This is a genomic window from Enterobacter sp. RIT637, from assembly GCF_019718755.1.
GTDB lineage: Bacteria > Pseudomonadota > Gammaproteobacteria > Enterobacterales > Enterobacteriaceae > Enterobacter.
The window spans coordinates 23095-40494 of the sequence record NZ_JAIHAZ010000013.1; the positions used below are offsets into that span (position 1 = coordinate 23095).

Annotated in this window: 16 protein-coding genes; 9 read left to right on the forward strand and 7 right to left on the reverse strand. The window is 57.0% G+C overall.

Annotation, left to right across the window (positions count from 1 at the left end; genetic code table 11):
- Positions 1 to 20 precede the first annotated feature (20 nt).
- The 3 genes from K5E19_RS17245 to ybbA all read right to left on the reverse strand — a co-directional run bounded on the left by K5E19_RS17245 (position 21) and on the right by ybbA (position 4446).
- Complete coding sequence (locus K5E19_RS17245) at positions 21 to 1166, reverse strand: porin (protein ID WP_221552268.1); 1146 nt, start codon at positions 1164 to 1166, stop codon at positions 21 to 23.
- Between the two features lie 182 nt (positions 1167 to 1348).
- Positions 1349 to 3763, reverse strand: a complete 2415-nt coding sequence (ybbP, locus tag K5E19_RS17250) for a putative ABC transporter permease subunit YbbP (RefSeq protein WP_221552269.1) — start codon at positions 3761 to 3763, stop codon at positions 1349 to 1351.
- A complete protein-coding gene (gene ybbA, locus K5E19_RS17255) occupies positions 3760 to 4446 on the reverse strand; it encodes a putative ABC transporter ATP-binding protein YbbA (RefSeq protein WP_221552270.1) in 687 nt (228 codons plus the stop codon). Before ybbA ends, ybbP begins: the two co-directional genes overlap by 4 nt.
- Between ybbA and tesA the strand changes: the two genes are divergently transcribed.
- The 3 genes from tesA to K5E19_RS17270 are packed head-to-tail and all read left to right on the forward strand — an operon-like array spanning position 4417 to position 6752.
- On the forward strand, positions 4417 to 5040 hold the full coding sequence (gene tesA, locus K5E19_RS17260; RefSeq protein ID WP_221552271.1) for a multifunctional acyl-CoA thioesterase I/protease I/lysophospholipase L1: 624 nt from the start codon (positions 4417 to 4419) through the stop codon (positions 5038 to 5040). The genes ybbA and tesA overlap by 30 nt on opposite strands.
- Positions 5030 to 5839 carry an SDR family oxidoreductase gene (locus K5E19_RS17265; RefSeq protein ID WP_221552273.1) on the forward strand — a complete coding sequence of 270 codons (810 nt, stop codon included), beginning with the start codon at positions 5030 to 5032 and terminating at the stop codon, positions 5837 to 5839. Before tesA ends, K5E19_RS17265 begins: the two co-directional genes overlap by 11 nt.
- 58 nt (positions 5840 to 5897) lie before the next feature.
- Positions 5898 to 6752: a co-chaperone YbbN gene (locus K5E19_RS17270; RefSeq protein WP_221552275.1), complete on the forward strand. Its 855-nt coding sequence runs from the start codon at positions 5898 to 5900 to the stop codon at positions 6750 to 6752.
- A gap of 48 nt (positions 6753 to 6800) precedes the next feature.
- Here K5E19_RS17270 and fetB read toward each other — a convergent pair whose 3' ends face one another.
- Complete coding sequence (gene fetB, locus K5E19_RS17275) at positions 6801 to 7583, reverse strand: iron efflux ABC transporter permease subunit FetB (protein WP_221552276.1); 783 nt, start codon at positions 7581 to 7583, stop codon at positions 6801 to 6803.
- Positions 7576 to 8247, reverse strand: a complete 672-nt coding sequence (gene fetA, locus K5E19_RS17280) for an iron efflux ABC transporter ATP-binding subunit FetA (protein ID WP_221552277.1) — start codon at positions 8245 to 8247, stop codon at positions 7576 to 7578. Before fetA ends, fetB begins: the two co-directional genes overlap by 8 nt.
- 401 nt (positions 8248 to 8648) lie before the next feature.
- Here fetA and K5E19_RS17285 point away from each other — a divergent pair, with 401 nt between their 5' ends.
- From K5E19_RS17285 to K5E19_RS17295, 3 genes are all read left to right on the forward strand, one after another.
- On the forward strand, positions 8649 to 9503 hold the full coding sequence (locus K5E19_RS17285; protein WP_221552278.1) for a hypothetical protein: 855 nt from the start codon (positions 8649 to 8651) through the stop codon (positions 9501 to 9503).
- A gap of 147 nt (positions 9504 to 9650) precedes the next feature.
- Entirely contained in the window at positions 9651 to 10565 is a 915-nt protein-coding gene (locus K5E19_RS17290; RefSeq protein ID WP_032661456.1) for an SPFH domain-containing protein, read from the forward strand.
- A complete protein-coding gene (locus tag K5E19_RS17295) occupies positions 10562 to 11014 on the forward strand; it encodes an NfeD family protein (RefSeq protein ID WP_221552279.1) in 453 nt (150 codons plus the stop codon). Before K5E19_RS17290 ends, K5E19_RS17295 begins: the two co-directional genes overlap by 4 nt.
- Here K5E19_RS17295 and cueR read toward each other — a convergent pair.
- Entirely contained in the window at positions 11011 to 11421 is a 411-nt protein-coding gene (gene cueR / locus K5E19_RS17300) for a Cu(I)-responsive transcriptional regulator (protein WP_010428217.1), read from the reverse strand. The two genes, K5E19_RS17295 and cueR, sit on opposite strands and share 4 nt — an antisense overlap.
- A 108-nt stretch (positions 11422 to 11529) precedes the next feature.
- On the opposite strand from cueR, the gene copA reads away from it, so the two are divergent.
- The 3 genes from copA to ybaK all read left to right on the forward strand — a co-directional run bounded on the left by copA (position 11530) and on the right by ybaK (position 15552).
- A complete protein-coding gene (gene copA / locus K5E19_RS17305) occupies positions 11530 to 14028 on the forward strand; it encodes a copper-exporting P-type ATPase CopA (RefSeq protein ID WP_221552280.1) in 2499 nt (832 codons plus the stop codon).
- Positions 14029 to 14078: 50 nt separating this feature from the next.
- Entirely contained in the window at positions 14079 to 14873 is a 795-nt protein-coding gene (locus tag K5E19_RS17310) for a TraB/GumN family protein (RefSeq protein WP_221552281.1), read from the forward strand.
- 199 nt (positions 14874 to 15072) lie between these two features.
- Complete coding sequence (ybaK, locus tag K5E19_RS17315) at positions 15073 to 15552, forward strand: Cys-tRNA(Pro)/Cys-tRNA(Cys) deacylase YbaK (protein ID WP_059311188.1); 480 nt, start codon at positions 15073 to 15075, stop codon at positions 15550 to 15552.
- 93 nt (positions 15553 to 15645) lie between these two features.
- Here the strand turns inward: ybaK and ushA are convergent, their stop codons facing one another.
- A complete protein-coding gene (gene ushA, locus K5E19_RS17320) occupies positions 15646 to 17298 on the reverse strand; it encodes a bifunctional UDP-sugar hydrolase/5'-nucleotidase UshA (RefSeq protein ID WP_010428206.1) in 1653 nt (550 codons plus the stop codon).
- Positions 17299 to 17400: the final 102 nt, after the last annotated feature.

The following is a 17400-nucleotide window of genomic DNA, read 5'->3' on the forward strand; positions in this document are numbered from 1 at the left end:
GCCACCGGGGAACAGACGGCTTAGAAGTCGTAACGCAGACGCACCAGGTTCATATCGCCCAGGTTGTCGGTGCTGGAAGTGAACACGTGTTCGTAATCCACGCGGAAACCGTAGTCCAGCTGGAAGCTGATACCCACGCCGTTGTCGATGCGCTGGTAGTTGCGGCCGTTCACGTACTCAATGCGGTCGCCCATGAAGTAAGGCTGGATGGATTTAACCGCGTACTGACCGATTGGGAACTTGTAGCCCGCAAAGTATTCAATACCCCATGCGTCACCGGCGAAGTAGTCGTTAACAGACACTTTTTTGGTGGTCAGGAAGTTCTGGTACCAGCCGCCGCCCGCGGAGAAGGTCCAGTTGTCCGGCGTCCAGCTCAGCGCGGTACCGAGGATGTTCTGGTCGTAGGTTTTGCTGTCGCCGTTGTCCGGGTTACGCATGTCCGCGCGGGTGTAGTTCCACGCTGCGCCCCATGTCAGATCGGTGGTCAGGTGGTAATCCAGACCGAGCGAGCCGCCGCCTTTACGCTTGTAGCGCAGGCCGTTGCCCGGCAGATATTCGCTGTCTTCAAACAGGTAAGATGCGTAGATGTCGGCATCGCCCACGGTTTTCTTATATTTCAGCATCTGGCGTGAACGATAAGAACCGTCGTAATCGCCGTTGATGCCGTTGCCCGGTGCCTGGCCGATCATGTCGTAATCCCAGATATCGGTTTTCGCGCCAACCACATCATAGTAAACGCTGTTCTGTTGACCGAAGGTCAGCGTACCCCAGGTATCGCTCTTCAGACCAGTGTAGAGCATACGACGCGACGTGTCGTGTGCGCCGTCGGCGTAGTGGTTATCCCAGTTGAACTGCGCAGGAATGTTCACACCCAGCTCGTAGTAGCTGATCCAGCTGATGTCATCAAACAGGTAGTAATCAGCCGCGAAACGGAAACGGGTGCCGCCGTCGAAGCCGTTGCGCTTGTAGCTGTTTTTACCGTCGTCGCCGGTCATGTTCTGGAACTGAGGACGAATACTGCCGCCCACAGTGAAGTTCAGGCGGCTCAGCGGGTTACCCGCCTGAGGATCCTGCTTAAGAACGGTGATTTCCGCCTGAGAAGCGAAGGTAGTCAATGCCACTGCCGCGCCGATCGTTACCGCCAGCGCTGATTTTTTTATAGTCATTATTTTTCCTTAATAGACACGCTGCTAAATATTTAGCGGGTGAATATTAACTGGAAATAAACGGGCTGTGTCGGCGGGTTTTTAATGTTTTGTGCTACTAAACAAGTGGTTATTATCGTTTTGTGCTATTAAGTGATTGCGCACCAGCATATAAACCGGTGCGCAATCATCACGGAAGTGAACTAACTGGCAAACTGGCGGAACAGCGCTTTGCCTTTTAATAACCGCGTACCGAGCCAGCCGCCACAGAGTGAAAGCAGCACTGCGCCGCAGAGGGGCAGCGTCAACCACAGCCGCCAGTCAGGCTCCCACGGGAAGTCGAACACCTTTGTCTGGAGCACCGCCAGCGCGGTCTCCGCGCCTATTGCCGCCACCAGACCGGCCACCAGCCCCAGCAGAGCAAACTCACTCCAGAGCGTGGCGCGCAGCAGCCGCTTGCTTGCCCCCAGCGTGCGGTAAACCACCAGCTCCTGATGGCGCTGACGCATGCCAACCTGCACCTGCGCCAGCAGCAACAGCACGCCGCAGATCGTCACCAGCACCACCATCACCTCAAGCGCGCGGCTCACCTGCTCCAGCACCTGCCCCACCTGCTTCAGGATCGCCCCGATATCCAGCAGGCTGACCGTCGGGAATTCCCGGTTAAGCTGGGTCAGCATGCCGTTACCGTTCTCCCAGCGGAAGCTGGTGAGCCAGCTCTGCGGCTGACCGTCCAGCGCCCCGGCCGGGAAGATGAAGAAGAAGTTTGGCCGCAGGCTCTCCCAGTCCACCTTGCGCAGGCTGGTGACTTTAGCGCTGAAGTCCTGCGTATCGCCGGTAAAGGTGACGCTGTCTCCCAGTTTCACGTTCAGGCGCGTCGCCAGCCCCTCTTCCATCGACACCTCCCCCGCTTTCGGCGGCCAGGTTCCGGCGGTGATCGGGTTATGGTCAGGACGTTTATCCTGCCAGGTCAGGTTCAGCTCGCGGTTAAGCGACTCATCTTTATTTCCCTCCGTCGGCTGACCGTTGATCTGCGTGAGGCGCGCGCGAACGATGGGATAAAACGACTCAGGAATTATATGGTGCTCCGACAGGAAGCCCTTCAGCGGCGTCACCTGTTCCGGGGCAATATTGATCAGAAAATAGTTCGGGCTTTCCGGCGGAAGCTGCTGCTGCCAGCGATCCAGCAGGTCGCCGCGCAGCACCAGAAGCAGCGCAAGAAGCATAAAAGACAGCGAAAAGGCCGACAACTGGCTGAGCGTGGACCATGGCTGGTGCAGCAGACGGTTGACCGCCAGCCGCACGGGCAGCGATTTCACCGTCAGCTTTCTCAGCACATTGAGCAACAGCCAGCCGAGCACACCACACAGCAGCGCCAGCACCACGGCCCCCGCCAGCACGGCCCACAGCAGCGTACTGCCGCCCATCAGCCAGGCCAGCAGCCCAACCGCCACGGCAAAAATGACCGGCAGATAAAACTTCAGCGGCCAGACGCTGGCAACCACGTCCTGACGCAGCACGCGCAGCGGCTGCGTCGCGAGCAGCAGCCGGTACGGGCGTAGCCCGACCAGCAGCGAAATCACCGTCATCGCGCCGATTGCCCATAGCCACGGCCAGAGGCTGGCGGGCGGCAGTGCAGCAGGCAGCACCGGCTTTAGCAGCACCATCAGCAGCTTCTCAAACAGCAGCCCGATGACCCCGCCGGTAATGGCAGACAGCGCCAGCACCATCAGCCACTGGCCGACGATCAGCTTGCGCAGTTGCGCCCGGCCCGCGCCGAGGGTTTTGAGGATCGCCACCAGGTCGTAGCGGCTGCGGCAGTAGTGCCCCATCGCCACGGCAACCGCCGCAATGGCCAGCAGCAGGGTTAACAGCGCCGAAAGCAACAGGAACTGCTGAGACCGTTCAAGGGATTTGCCGAGCGCCCCTTCGTCCTGCTCCAGCCCGTACCAGCGGTGCTCTGGCTTGAGCTGCGGCAGGAGCCATTTTTCATAGGCCGCCAGTTGGGCAGGCGTGCCGCCAAACTTGTAGCGCCAGGTGACACGGCTGCCCGGCTGCACGGCGTTGGTTTTCGCCACATCAGCGGTATTCATCATCAAACGTGGCGCAAGCTGGAACGGGTTAAAGCCGGAATCCGGCTCCTGCACCACTTCGCCCGCAATCCTGAGCGTCGCGTCGCCGACTTCGATGCTGTCACCCGCTTTCAGGTTCAGCAGCGCCATCAGACGCGGTGCCAGCAGGACCGTGCCGGGCGCGGGTGTTAATCCCGCCGGACGGGTCTCCAGCTCACCGTACATCGGGTAGATATCGTCGACGGCTTTAACGCTTGCCAGCTGCGGCGTGTCGCCTGCGAAGGTCATGGTCTGGAAGCTAATCTGTTCGCCAACCTTCAGCCCAATCTTGTGCGCCTCCTCAATCCAGCCGGGCGGGACGGCGCGCGAGCTTTGTAGCGCCCTGTCCCCCGCCATAAATTCCCGGCTTTGCTGGCTGAGCCCTTTTTCCATCCGATCACTGACGCTGCCAAGCGCAAGCACGCAAGCCACCGCCAGGCTTAACGCCAGCCAGACAATCAGCAGCGAGGGCGAGCGCCACTCGCGCCAGAACCAGCGGGCAATCATGCTTCCTCCTGAAGAATACCGTTCACCAGGCGCAGGCGGCGGTCGCAGCAGGCGGCCAGCTGCGGATCGTGCGTCACCAGAATCAGCGTGGTGCCGTGTTCACGGTTGAGCGAAAACAGCAGATCGGCAATCTTGTCCCCGGTTTTACGATCAAGGTTACCGGTGGGTTCATCGGCAAACAGCACTTCCGGGCGACCGTTAAACGCGCGCGCCAGCGCCACGCGCTGCTGCTCGCCGCCCGAAAGCTGCGCCGGAAGGTGGTCAAGGCGTTTGCCCAGCCCCAGTTGTTCCAGCAGGGCTTTGGCGTGTTCGCGACTTTCACGCGTATTTTCACCGCGCAGCAGTCCCGGCAGTTCCACGTTTTCCAGCGCGTTCAGCGTCGGGATCAGCATGAAAGACTGAAAGACAAAGCCGATATGGCGAGCGCGCAGCGCGGCGCGCGCCTCTTCATCCAGCTGGTGCAGCGGCTGCCCGACGAGGTGGACCTCCCCGCTGCTGCCGTCGTCCAGCCCGGCCAGAATCGCCAGCAGCGTGGACTTCCCGGAGCCGGATTCACCAATCAGCGCGATGGTTTCGGCGCGTTTGACAACGAGTTCAACTCCGGTGAGGATGGACAGCTCGTGTTCTCCCTGACCGACGGACTTCTTAAGACGATGAACTTCAACACTGTTTTCCGCTGGCATTTGCCCTTCCTTTTTTTGATGCTGATGACCTTCCGCGCGGCGGCAGCGGACACGTTACTCATTCTGGGCGACAGCCTGAGCGCAGGCTATCGCATGGCGGCCAGCGCGGCCTGGCCTGCATTACTCAATGACAAATGGCAGACCCAAACGTCCGTCGTCAACGGCAGCATCAGCGGCGATACCTCACAGCAGGGGCTTTCGCGCCTTCCCGCACTGCTCAAACAGCATCAGCCGCGCTGGGTGCTGGTCGAACTGGGGGGTAATGATGGCCTGCGCGGCTTCCAGCCTCAGCAAACCGAGCAAACCCTGCGTACCATTTTGCAGGAGATCAAAGCGGCGAACGCCCAGCCGCTGCTGATGCAAATTCGCCTGCCGGCTAACTACGGCCGTCGGTATAATGAAGCCTTTAGCGCGATCTACCCTAAGCTTGCCAAAGAGTTTGATATTCCCCTGCTGCCATTTTTCATGGAGGAGGTCTATCTGAAACCCCAATGGATGCAGGACGACGGTATTCATCCCAATCGCGATGCACAGCCGTTTATTGCCGACTGGATGGCAACCCGGCTGGCTCCTTTAGTTAAACATGACTCGTAATTCAGCGGAGTTCCTGACAGGTAAAGTTATGCAAAAATCGGTCTTAATAACAGGATGTTCCAGCGGAATTGGCTTTGAAAGCGCGCTCGAGTTGAAGCGTCAGGGATTTCGGGTGCTGGCGGCCTGCCGTAAACCTGAAGATGTCGAACGCATGAACGGCATGGGCTTCACCGGTGTGTTGCTGGATCTGGACTCACCGGAAAGCGTTGAACGCGCGGCGGACGAGGTCATCGCCCTGACCGGTAACCGTCTGTTCGGCCTGTTTAATAATGCTGGCTTCGGCGTGTACGGCCCGCTGGAAACCATCACGCGCGAACAGCTTGAACAACAGTTTTCCGCGAACTTTTTCGGCGTACATCAGCTCACCATGCGCCTGCTTCCCGCCATGCTGCCGCACGGTGAAGGGCGCATCGTGATGACATCGTCAGTGATGGGGCTGATTTCCACCCCGGGCCGCGGTGCCTACGCCGCCAGCAAATACGCGCTGGAGGCCTGGTCCGATGCCCTGCGCATGGAGCTGCGCCACAGCGGCATTAAGGTCAGCCTGATTGAACCCGGCCCGATCCGCACCCGCTTCACCGAAAACGTCAACCAGACCCAGTCGGACAAGCCGGTCGAAAACCCCGGCATTGCCGCACGCTTTACGTTAGGCCCGGAAGCGGTTGTCGCCAAAGTGCGCCATGCTTTTGAGAGCGATAAACCCAAACTGCGTTATCCGGTCACGCTGGTGACCCATGCCGTTGGCTGGTTAAAACGCCTTCTGCCGGGCCGGATAATGGACAAAATTTTACACGGCTGAGTTGAAGCGTCGCCGCTCATCCCCATGTAAAGAACAAACCGACAAAAGAGAAAGCCGCATGTCCGTACAGAATATCGTCAATATTACTGAAGCAAACCTGCAACAGACGCTGGAACAGTCGATGACCAAACCGGTGCTGTTCTACTTCTGGTCTGAACGCAGCCAACACTGTCTGCAGCTGACGCCGGTACTGGAGAGCCTTGCCGCGCAATACAATGGTCAGTTCATTCTCGCTAAGCTGGACTGTGACGCCGAGCCGATGGTGGCCTCTCAGTTTGGCCTGCGCGCCATTCCTACCGTTTATCTGTTCCAGAACGGGCAGCCTGTTGATGGCTTCCAGGGGCCGCAGCCGGAAGAGGCGATCCGCGCCCTGCTGGACAAGGTACTGCCGCGCGAAGAAGAGCTGAAAGCGCAGGAAGGCATGGCGCTGATGCAGGAGGGTAAATACGACGAGGCGTTGCCGCTGCTTAAAGACGCGTGGCAGCTGTCCAATCAGAACAGCCAGATCGGCCTGCTGCTGGCGGAAACGCAGATCGCCCTGCACCGTTCAGAAGACGCGGAAGCCGTGCTGAAGACTATCCCGATGCAGGATCAGGACACCCGCTATCAGGGACTGGTTGCGCAGATCGAATTGCTGAAACAGGCGGCAGATACGCCTGAGATCCAGCAGCTTCAGCAGCAGGTTGCTGAGCGCCCGGACGATGCCGCGCTGGCAAGCCAGCTGGCGCTGCAATTGCACCAGGTGGGGCGTAACGAAGAGGCGCTGGAGCTGTTGTTCAGCCATCTGCAAAAAGATCTGGCCGCCGCAGACGGTCAGGCGCGTAAGATGTTCCAGGAGATCCTGGCCGCGCTGGGGACCGGTGACGCGCTGGCGTCGAAGTATCGCCGTCAGCTGTACGCATTGCTGTACTGATAAAAAAGCCCGGTGTCGCTAACGCTTACCGGGCCTACAAAAGACGGTTTATTCCGACCTTTTCAACTGCGTCACCACCAGCTGGTGGCGCGCGTTGTAGAACTTCCGATAGGTCAGGTAGCAGGCAATAATGGTCGACAGGCTCGCCGTTGAAAGCAGCATAAACGTGACCATGATCTGATACTTAATCGCTTTTACCGGATCGATCCCCGCAAATATCAGCCCCGACATCATGCCCGGCAGACTCACCAGCCCCACGGTTTTGGCTGAATCTACCGTTGGGATCAGCGATGAACGAATGCTCTCACGAATCAGCCGCGCTGAGGCCACCTTAGGCGTCGCCCCCAGGCTTAATTTCTCCTGTAACTGCTGCTGCTCGCTGCTGAAACGCTGGCCGAGGTTGTTGTAACACAGCCCCACGGCGACCATGGCGTTCCCCGCGATCATCCCGGAAATCGGGATCACCTGCATTGGCGTGAATTCAATGGAGCCCGACAGCACCAGCACCGCCAGCGTAAGCGCCGTTCCGGTCGTAATGGCGATAAACGAAGAGATAAACGCTTTATCAATATACTTGCTGCGCTTTTGCGCATTCCACGCGGCATTGAAGCAGATAAACAGCACCATCAGCAGGGTCAGCACCGCGTGGTTGACGTTGAAAATGTACTTCAGCACATAGCCAACGATAATGAGCTGAATCACCGCGCGGCAGATACTCCACAGAATATCTTTTTCCAGCCCCAGCTTTTCCCGGTAGCTGACCACAATCGCAATCAATACCAGCACCATCGAAAACGCCAGGGATTCATTGGTAATATTATGTTCACCCACGGTTAGCCTCCTGCATTTTTCCGCCCTGTGGCTGAAGCGTGATGACATCATCCGCATGGGTTATTTCGTTTGAATCATGCGTTACCCACAGCACGGCAATATTCTGCTCGCGGGCGTAGCGATGAATAATCTCGTTGACGTTGCGTTTGTTGGCGTCATCGAGCGCGCTGGTGATTTCATCCAGCAATAACACTTTCGGTAAAAACTGCAGGTTGCGGATCAGCGACACGCGCTGCTTTTCTCCGCCCGATAGCGCGTTAATCGATTTCGTCAGGGTGTCCTGCGGCAGCCCAAACCGCGCTAAATCGGCGATAAATTTGTCAGGCTCTGGGTTTTTGCTGCGGATTTGCCAGGGGAAAATCAGGTTATCGTAAACCGTATCGCCAAAAAGCGTTGGCGTTTGCACGCAATAAGAGACCTGCTGACGATAGCTTTCCGGCGAAAGCGTCGTGATATTTTTTCCATCAAAGATAATGGTGCCTTCCGTCGGACTAAGCAGCGAGGCCACAATCTTTAATAACGTGCTTTTACCGCAGCCTGAGGGACCGGTGATGAGTTTGAATTCACCCGGCGAGAGGCAAAAGTTGACGTTTTTAAGAAGAGTATTTTCCCCCACCTTAAAGCCCACATCCCTGATCTGCAATAGCTCGCTTTGATAGTTCATATTCTTCCTGTTGATTGCCGCATGAAAGACTTAACAAAGACTCACTGTAAACGTTGGTTTATTTTCTCATTCCCAAACGTTCTCTCCGGTAATGTTAATCCAAGAAAAGTAACGAACATACAACCGACGTCCCGATGAACAATGCGATTGCTGCTATCACTCACAGTTAAATGTACCTGAAGTATTCACTTACTCAGAACGTTAAGCCGATATCTCTGTACATAAATCAGTCTCTAAAATGTCAACTGTTTTTGACATGTTGACATTGAAAGTAATATAAATCTTCCATTTGTGATCTTGCCTGAGTTACCGCACGCTGAGCTAATAGCCTCTTGCAATGAGTGGTGTTAGAATTTTTCGCAGACAAATTGTCACGCTTATAACTATAGGAAGTATGCAACATGACACATATCTTTTATGAGTTCTCTTCGCTGAAGCCAGGCGTTCCTGATGTAGAAACATTAATGGAAGTCATCAATTCTTCAGAACTCACAAGTTTTGTCATCGGTGCAGAAGTTGTCGACTTTGTTAAGAAAGCCCTCATCGTCAATACCACTATCGGCAGCTTCAAAAATTGCTATTTCGCCTTCGACAACGGAACACAGTTCCTGGAGTTTGATGGCAAAGGGAAGTCAAAACGTTTTAACGAGGTGCCTGACTGGTTCGTCTCTCCAGCTGAATTTTCTCGCACGCAGTGGCTCATCAACCACGATCTGGCTGACGTGAAAGCCACCCAATTTATCGATGTGCTGATGTCATACCCTTTAAAAGAGCGCCGCGCGCACTGTAATCTGTTATTCGGGCTGGAACTGGAAAAAGTCAATGCAGTACCTGCCACGGCCCCATCAGCAAGTAAAATCGGTAACAAAAACGGGAAAACGACCAAACCACGCGTAATGGACCTGGGCTCGTTCGAGCTGTTCAGCCAGTTCTTTGAGCGCATGAAGACTGCCGTTCTGGCTAATGAATTCCCGACATTACAGGTGCTGACCGGAATGGATAACCTGTCAAAAGCCCCACATAGCTTAAAGCAGGGGATCAGAACCTGGTTTAAAGCTATCGCAGGCGATCTTCCGCCAAACAACAAGCGTGTTGAAGCAGGTAACTCAGTGCTTTTCTGCGCCCCGATTCGCGAACAAATACAGCAAATAGAAGCTATCGGGTTGGAAAACTACTATCAGGGATTATCAAAAGCCATCGCCGAGGCCAGCGATAGCTTTATTGCCGATTTCACCTACTCCCATTCCGTAGAGTGATCCCTCAGGCCCTGCCATCCTGCAGGGCTTACCTCAATAATCCGTCTCCCACCTCTTTACAGGGGCGAATTTCCCCCTAATAGCCGATATACTTACGAACAATAAACACGCAGTTTTCTCATCACAGCATTCAAAACAGGAGGTTTTATGCTCATCGTTGTTCCTGTCCTTATTTTTGTTGCGCTGGTCATTGTCGGCGCGGGCGTCAAAATTGTTCCTCAGGGTTATCAGTGGACCGTAGAGCGCTTCGGCCGCTATACCAACACGCTGCAGCCTGGCCTGAGCCTGATTGTCCCTTTCATGGACCGCATTGGTCGTAAGATCAACATGATGGAGCAGGTGCTGGACATTCCTTCTCAGGAGATCATCTCCAAAGATAACGCCAACGTCACCATTGATGCCGTCTGCTTTATTCAGGTGATTGATGCGCCGAAAGCGGCCTATGAAGTGAGCAACCTGGAGCTGGCGATCGTCAACCTGACGATGACCAACATCCGTACCGTGCTCGGCTCGATGGAGCTGGACGAGATGCTCTCCCAGCGCGACAGCATCAATACCCGCCTGCTGCACATTGTCGATGAAGCAACGAATCCGTGGGGGATCAAAGTCACCCGCATTGAGATCCGCGACGTGCGCCCTCCGGCGGAGCTGATCGCCTCCATGAACGCCCAGATGAAAGCCGAACGAACCAAGCGTGCCTACATTCTGGAAGCCGAAGGGGTGCGTCAGGCCGAGATCCTCAAAGCGGAAGGGGAAAAACAGTCGCAGATCCTGAAAGCCGAGGGGGATCGTCAGTCCGCATTTTTACAGGCGGAAGCACGTGAACGTTCGGCAGAAGCGGAAGCCCGTGCGACGCAGATGGTGTCCGAGGCGATTGCCGCCGGTGATATCCAGGCCGTGAACTACTTTGTCGCGCAAAAATATACCGATGCGCTGAAAGAGATCGGCTCCGCGAACAACAGCAAGGTGGTGATGATGCCGCTGGAGGCCAGCAGCCTGATGGGGTCGATTGCCGGTATTGCCGAGCTGATCAAAGACAGTGGAAACGAGCGTAAAAAATGATTGAGCTGATCGTTGCACATCCTCACGCCTTCTGGCTAAGCCTCGGTGGCTTACTGCTGGCGGCGGAGATGCTTGGCGGCAACGGCTACCTGCTCTGGAGCGGCGTTGCCGCTGTCATTACCGGGCTGGTCGTCTGGCTGCTGCCTGTCGGCTGGGAGTGGCAGGGCGCACTGTTTGCGGTGCTCACGCTGGTGGCCGCCTGGCTGTGGTGGCGCTGGCTAAACCGGCAGGTGAAAGAGCAGAAAACGGCAGACGCCCACCTTAATCAGCGCGGGCAGCAGATTGTCGGCAAGCGTTTTACGCTCGACACCGCGCTGGTGAACGGACGCGGGCACATGCGGGTGGGCGACAGCTCGTGGCCAGTGGTGGCCGACGATGACCTCAGCGCCGGTACTCAGGTCGAGGTCATTGCGGTGGAAGGCATTACCCTGCGGGTGAAAGCCTGTTAAGCGTGCGCCTTACGGTGACAGCAGCCGGCAAGATTATCGATAATCGGGCAATCGGCGCTGTCATCGCCCGGGCATGAGTCCGCCAGTCCCAGAAGCTGTTCGCGCATCGCCTGCAGTTCTACAATGTGGCGTTCAATCTCCGCCACTTTTTCCAGAGTGCGCTTTTTCACGTCGGCACTGTGGCGCTTCGGATCGTTGAACAGGTTAACCAGCTCGCCGCACTCTTCCAGATTAAACCCGACCTGCCTTGCCTGGCGCAGCAGCGTCAGTTCATCAAGATGCAGCTGCGTGTAGCTGCGGTAGCCGTTTTCACTGCGCAGCGGCGGCGTGACCAGCCCTTTCTCTTCGTAAAAGCGGATCGCTTTGCTGGTTAAGCCGGTTTTTTTCGCAACGTCACTGATATTCACATTTCCCCCTTGACCTTCCCCTTGATGGAAGGTTTAACCTTCATAACAGTTAGCGAAAAGCAGAGTGAAGGTCAACAATTGACCAGAACATTATACGGGAGTTTTGTTATGTCTCACACTATCGACCTGACGCTGGACGGCCTCTCCTGCGGCCACTGTGTCAAACGCGTTAAAGAAAGCCTGGAACAGCGTCCTGACGTTGAAAGCGCTGACGTGACTATCGATCATGCCGCCGTGACCGGCAGCGCCAGCGCGGATGCGCTGATCGATACCATCAAGCAGGCCGGTTACGGGGCGGAGTTAAGCCACCCAAAGGCTAAACCGCTGGCAGAGTCATCATCCCCGTCGGAAGCACTGACAGCGGCCACTCCTGAGCTTCCGGTAGCGGATGACATTGATGACAGCCAACAGCTGCTGATCAACGGCATGAGCTGCGCCAGCTGCGTCTCCCGGGTACAAAATGCATTGCAGGCCGTACCGGGCGTCGCACAGGCACGGGTAAACCTCGCGGAGCGCACTGCGCTGGTAATGGGCAGCGCCTCCGCCGCAGATTTAGTCCAGGCCGTAGAGAAAGCGGGCTACGGCGCGGAAGCGATTGAGGACGACATCAAACGCCGCGAGCGCCAGCAGGAAACGGCTGTCGCCACCATGAAACGCTTCCGCTGGCAGGCCATTGTGGCGCTGCTGGTGGGTATCCCGGTGATGGTGTGGGGCATGCTCGGTGACAACATGATGGTCACTGACGACAACCGCACGCTGTGGCTGGGGATTGGGGCAATCACGCTCGCCGTGATGATCTTTGCAGGCGGGCATTTCTATACGAGCGCCTGGAAGAGCCTGAAAAACCGCACCGCGACGATGGATACGCTGGTAGCGCTCGGGACCGGCGCGGCGTGGCTCTATTCCATGAGCGTGAACGTCTGGCCGCAGTGGTTCCCGATGGAAGCGCGGCATCTCTATTATGAAGCGAGCGCGATGATTATCGGCCTGATTAACTTAGGCCATATGCTCGAAGCCCGCGCCCGCCAGCGCTCCTCGAAAGCGCTGGAACGGTTGCTTGATTTAACCCCGCCGACGGCCCGCGTGGTCACGGACGAGGGGGAGAAAAGCGTCCCACTCGCGGAAGTTCAGCCCGGCATGACGCTGCGCCTGACGACGGGCGATCGCGTTCCGGTTGACGGCGCAATTCTCCAGGGCGAAGCCTGGTTCGATGAGGCCATGCTGACCGGGGAACCGATCCCGCAGCAAAAATCCCAGGACGATAACGTGCATGCAGGCACGGTCGTCCAGGACGGCAGCGTGCTGTTTCGCGCCAGCGCGGTCGGCAGCCACACCACGCTGTCGCGTATTATCCGCATGGTGCGCCAGGCGCAGAGCAGTAAACCCGAAATCGGTAAACTTGCCGACAGGATCTCCGCCGTTTTTGTTCCGGTGGTGGTCTGTATTGCCCTGCTGAGCGCGGCAATCTGGTATTTCTTTGGGCCAGCACCGCAAATCGTCTATACCCTGGTGATTGCCACCACGGTGCTGATCATCGCCTGTCCGTGTGCCCTTGGCCTGGCGACGCCGATGTCGATTATCTCCGGCGTAGGCCGTGCCGCCGAGTTTGGCGTGCTGGTGCGTGATGCCGATGCCCTGCAGCGTGCGAGCACCCTGGACACGCTGGTCTTTGACAAAACCGGTACGCTGACCGAAGGCAAACCGCAGGTCGTGGCGGTGCATACTCTTGGCTTCCCGGAGGCTGATGCACTGCGTCTCGCCGCCGCGCTGGAGCAAGGGTCCAGCCACCCGCTGGCCCGCGCCATTCTTGATAAAGCCCGTGACGCTACCCTGCCGCAGGTCAGTAACTTCCGCACCCTCCGCGGGCTCGGGGTGAGCGGCGAAGCCGACGGCCACACGCTGCTGCTGGGGAATCAGGCGCTGCTCAATGAAAACGGTATTGATACTTCATCGCTGGAAGGCGAACTGATGGCTCAGGCATCGCAGGGCGCAACGCCCGTACTGCTCGCTGTAGACGGTAAAGCCGTCGCCATGCTCTCGGTGCGCGATCCTCTGCGCCAGGACAGCGTGGATGCGTTAAAACGTCTGCACCGTGCCGGCTATCGTCTGGTGATGCTGACCGGGGATAACCCCACAACGGCCAACGCCATCGCCAAAGAGGCGGGTATTGATGACGTCATTGCGGGCGTACTGCCGGACGGAAAAGCGGATGCAATCAAGAACCTGCAAAGTCAGGGCCGTCAGGTGGCCATGGTCGGTGACGGTATCAACGACGCACCGGCGCTGGCGCAGGCAGAAGTGGGTATTGCCATGGGCGGCGGGAGCGATGTCGCCATTGAAACGGCGGCCATTACCCTGATGCGCCACAGCCTGATGGGCGTTGCGGATGCGCTGGCGATTTCGAAAGCCACGTTGCGCAACATGAAGCAGAACCTGCTGGGGGCATTTATTTATAACGTCTTCGGCATTCCGATTGCCGCCGGGATTTTATGGCCGCTGACGGGCACGCTGCTTAACCCGGTGGTCGCGGGCGCTGCAATGGCGCTCTCCTCCATTACCGTGGTGAGCAACGCCAACCGGCTGCTGCGCTTTAAACCGAAGGATTGAACCTTGTACCCGTACGCGCTAGCATGAACCTTTCCATTCATGGAGCGCGTATGGGTCTGTTTAATCGTATAAAAGCATCGTTTCGCGCCCTCTTTCCTCGCCGTTACGCCTGGCCCGGTCTGGATATCTCTCTCCCCGGCGGGCAGCACCTGCACCTGGTCGGCAGCATCCATATGGGTACGCAGGATATGTCTCCCCTGCCACCCGGCCTGATAAAACTGCTGAAACGCGCCGACGCGCTGGTCGTTGAGGCGGACATTTCGGGTCAGGAGTCACCTTTTGCCGGGCTCGAGAGCGATCTCACCGTGGCGGAACGTCTGGATGATGCCCAGCTTGCGGAACTGACGCGCGTCGCGGATGAAACCGGCGTGTCGCTCTCCATGATTGACACCCTGCCGCTCTGGCAAATTGCGATGGTGCTGCAGGCCACGCAGGCCCAGCGTCTGGGACTGCGCGGTGACTACGGCATTGATTACCAGCTGCTGAACGTGGCAAGGGCGCGCAGCCTGCCCATCATCGAGCTGGAAGGGACGGACAGCCAGATTGCGCTTCTGCGCCAGCTTCCCGACGACGGTCTAATGCTGCTGGATGATACGTTGACCCACTGGCACACCAACGCGCGCCTGCTGCAGACCATGATTGGCTGGTGGCTGGATGCGCCGCCTGAGGACGGTAAGCTGGCGTTACCGTCGACGTTCAGCGAATCGCTGTACGACGTGCTGATGAACGCGCGCAACAAAGCCTGGCGGCAGACGCTGCATGCGTTACCTGCGGGGCATTACGTGGTGGCGGTTGGGGCGTTACATTTGTACGGAGAAGGGAATTTGCCGTCACTGTTAAAATAAAAAAATGGCCAATATTTCTATTGGCCCGTCAAAGAGGAATTTCATCGTTTTTATTATGCCGAAGGAGACCTTCGGTTGAGCCGATTGTCGCTCAAAGTGACCATCACTGCCAATACTATTGCGCAAGATGGTGCTATTTTTTAGACAAACGTCAGGCGTATGCTATTGGCATGATTTGTCTGTCGTAAGAAGGATAGCTATGACTCCCGCCGTTAAATTACTCGAAAAAAACAACATTTCTTTCCGGATCCACACTTACGATCACGATCCGAATGAGACTAACTTTGGTGATGAAGTGGTGCGCAAGCTGGGCCTGAACGCGGACCAGGTTTACAAAACGCTGCTGGTTGCGGTAAACGGTGATATGAAACACCTCGCCGTCGCGGTTACCCCGGTGGCGGGACAGCTGGATCTGAAGAAAGTCGCCAAAGCGCTGGGGGCGAAGAAGGTGGATATGGCGGATCCGATGGTGGCGCAGCGCACCACGGGCTACCTGGTGGGCGGGATCAGTCCGCTCGGGCAGAAAAAACGCCTGCCGACGCTGATCGATGCGCCTTCCCAGGAGTTTGAAACCATCTTTATATCCGGCGGCAAACGCGGGCTGGATATCGAGCTGGCGGCGGGCGATCTGGCGAAAATGCTGGACGCGAAGTTTGCGGATATTGCGCGCCGGGAGTAAAAGAAAAAGCCGGGTGGCGGCTACGCCTTACCCGGCCTACATTTTTCATCCGTAGGCCCGGTAAGCGCAGCGCCACCGGGCAACACAACCGCACTACTGCCAGCTCACCTCACCCTTCGGCTCGTACGCATTCACGTCAATCGGCGAATTCTGCTCGATGAACTGCTTAAGCACTTCCGCATCAATAAAGCCGGTATTCACGTATCCCGGTTTGTTATCGATATGCGGATAGCCATCGCCGCCGGTGGCGTTAAAGCTTAACGTTGCCAGACGGTAGGTTTTCGCCGGGTCAACCGGTTCGCCTTTGATCTTCAGGTCGTTAAGCTTGCCGTCTTTCGCCACGAAGCTGACGTTAGCAAACTGCGGATAGGCGCCCGAGTCCGGCTTCATCTGCGCCACGGCAGTCAGGTAGTCAATCACCTCTTTCCCGCTCATGTCCGCATACACCACCACGTTGCCGAACGGCTGCACCTTCAGCACGTCTTTATAGGTGATGTTTCCGCCTTCGATGGAATCACGAATGCCGCCGCCGCTCATTACGCCAAAGTCAGCGCCGGTGCGCGCTATTTGCGCCGCCAGCACCAGATGGCCCATGTTAGTCTGCACGAAGCGGACTTTGCTGCGGTCCCCTTCCAGGCGACCATTGAGCGTGCCGATCTTCACGTCCAGCTGCGCCTTACCTTTGTTCTGGAACGGCGTCAGCAGGGAGAGCATCTGCTGGTTCTCAGCAATCTCAGGCGTGTAAAGTACGCGCTCACTTTTCCCGTCCGGGTAGGTCACTTTCTTCTTCAGGTTGACCGGGATGAGCTGATAGTGGACCAGCTTCATCTCGCCGTTACGGAACTCGAAATCTGCACGCCCTACGTATTTACCCCACTCGTGGGCCTGTACGATCCAAATGCCGTTCTGACGGTCCGGCGCGCACGGCGTGCCCGGCACGTAGTCCACCTGCTTTTTGTTCTCGGACGCCATACACACCGGATCCTGTGAGTGACCACCCACAATCATCGCCAGCGAGCCCGCAGGCAGGCTGCGCGCCATCTCCACGTCGCCGGGGGCATTGGAGCCGTGCGCGCCGTTGTCGTAGTGCCCCATATGGGTGGTGGCGATAATCACGTCCGGCTTTTCGTTCTGCTGCAATTCCTGTATCACCAGCTTCGCTTCGTCTGCCGGTTTACGGAATTCGATATCGGTGAAGAACTCAGGGTTGCCAATTTTGGCCGTGTCGTCGGTGGTGAGGCCAATGACCGCAATTTTTAAATCCTGACGCTTAAACAGCGCCCAGGGTTTAAACAGGCGTTCGCCGGTGCTTTTTTGATAAATATTGGCAGAGAGGAACGGGAATTTAGACCACTTCTCCTGCTGGCGCAGCACGCTCAGCGGGTTATCGAATTCATGGTTACCCACGGCCATCGCGTCGTAGCCAATCAGATTCATGCCGCGGAAGTCAGGCTCGGCGTCCTGTAAATCAGATTCCGGCACGCCGGTATTGATATCCCCGCCCGAGAGCAGCAGCACGCTACCGCCTTCTGCGGCGACCTCTTTGCGAATGCCGTCCACCAGCGTTTTTTGCGCCGACAGGCCATATTCACCGTATTCACTGCGCCAGAAATGACCGTGGTGATCGTTGGTATGCAGAATGGTAATTTTATAGGTTTTGTCTTTTTCATACGCCTGTGCGGGCAGGCTTGTCAGCCCCCAGGCCGCTATCAACGCCAGCGCGACACCACGCTTCATTAACTTCATCATCTCTCTCCCTGACCAATAGACAAACGCAAAAATTACAGTGACTCACAAGAATAGACAAATAAGTTTTCAGAATTGCGACTTTCTTCAAATGTCACGGAC